The sequence below is a fragment of the Variovorax sp. E3 genome (assembly GCF_016082275.1).
In the GTDB taxonomy this organism is placed as follows: Bacteria; Pseudomonadota; Gammaproteobacteria; order Burkholderiales; family Burkholderiaceae_C; genus Variovorax.
This window is the reverse complement of record NZ_MOWM01000329.1, coordinates 1-1,361: the sequence shown is the minus strand read 5'-3', so window position 1 is coordinate 1,361 and position 1,361 is coordinate 1. Positions and strand designations below refer to the sequence as shown.

Here is a 1,361-nt window from a genome sequence, read left to right as displayed (position 1 = left end):
GGCCGGCCGGCGTCGGCGCCAGCAGGGCCGAGGTCGCGCGAAAAAAAGCCCCGCGGCGTCGCTGCTGGTCGCGGGCGCGACGCCGGCCGCGAGCGCGTCCCTCTGCTGCTTCGCCTGCTGCACCGGGTTGACGACGACGGGCACGTCCGGGAACGCGGCCTTCACGCGCGCGGCCATCTGCCGCTTGAGCGCCTGGCCTTCAGCAGCAAGTTGGTTCGCGTAGACGTTCAAGCCGGTCAGCCACACGGCCAGCGCCACGGCCGCCCAACCGACAGCGGCCCGACCAGCGCGGCGCCCGCGCCACCCCCGGCCGCTTCACCGCCCGCCAGCGACCAGCCCCAGCCCTCGCCCGACCAGCGCTGGCCGGCTTCGTCATCACCGAGCCATTGCACCTCGCCCGCCGGTTCGGCCGCGCCTTCCGGCAGCCATTGCGCGAAGCCCTGGTTCTTGCCGGTGCGAACGACCCGCCATTCATCGATGCGGCAGCCCACGCCGCCCTCGGCCGGATGCGGCAGGAACGCGCAAGGCAACTGCAGTTCGCGCACCGCAAGCCCGTGCCGGCGCAGCAGCGCCAGCCACCCGTTCATCACGCCGCGCGCGATCCACGCCGCGGGCACGGTGCCGTCGGCCGCGCGCGGCCCGAAGCCGGTCGCGAGCTTTTCCAGCGGCTGCAGCGCGCAAGGCTCGACGGCGCCCTGCACGGCCGCGCGCAAGCGCGCCCCCGACAACGGCGGAAGCGTGAACGCGGCCATCGGCACATCGCCCGGGTGCAGGCAGACCTCGGCGCGCTTCGCACCGAACTTTGCCGCCAGGCCTTCGAGCGCGTGCGTGCCGCCGTCGTGCCACGTCCCGTCGGCCTGCCGGTAGCCGAAGCGCACCGGCACATCGGCCGCGCCCTCGCCCGGCCAGGGCGGCAGCATCAGGCGCAGCAGGTCGACCTTCACACGCCCTCCCGCAGCCACACCACGCGCGGCAGCGAGGCCTTGTCGTCGTGCAGCAAGGCGTTCTGCACGAACTGCGTGCGCGGCGTGCTGAGCACGCTCGCCACGCGAAACCAGTTGCTCGTGACGCCCATGCGCACCTCCTCCACGGCCAGTTCGGGCATGCGCAGCCGGTTCGCGAAGTCGCCCCGGTTGATGAACCACTGGCCCCGGTCGCGTGCGTTGAGCAAGGCACGGGCACGGTCCAGCGACAGCCCGGCCACGCCGGCCGCCACGGTCTCGGGGCGCGCGGTGTTGGCGTTGAGCCAGGTGCGCTCGGGCAGCACAGTCACGAAGGGCACAAGCCGCGCGAGCACGCCGGCGTCCACGCCAGGCACGGCCAGCAGGTCGTCGAGCGCGCGCAGGCGCGGCGCCTGCGCG

3 protein-coding genes are annotated in these 1,361 nt (G+C 74.2%); all 3 read right to left on the bottom strand.

What is annotated here, in order from left to right; genetic code table 11:
- Positions 1-246: GspL/Epsl periplasmic domain-containing protein (locus tag BMG07_RS40600; RefSeq protein ID WP_307867334.1), on the bottom strand; the 246-nt coding region annotated here is incomplete at its 3' end.
- The gene (locus tag BMG07_RS40595) at positions 237-944 is read right to left on the bottom strand and encodes a type II secretion system protein GspL (RefSeq protein WP_198089199.1); all 708 of its coding nucleotides are present in this window, start codon (positions 942-944) and stop codon (positions 237-239) included. The genes BMG07_RS40595 and BMG07_RS40600, both read right to left, overlap by 10 nt.
- A partial coding sequence (locus BMG07_RS40590) for a type II secretion system protein GspK (protein WP_198089198.1) occupies positions 941-1,361 on the bottom strand: 421 nt, incomplete at its 5' end. The genes BMG07_RS40595 and BMG07_RS40590, both read right to left, overlap by 4 nt.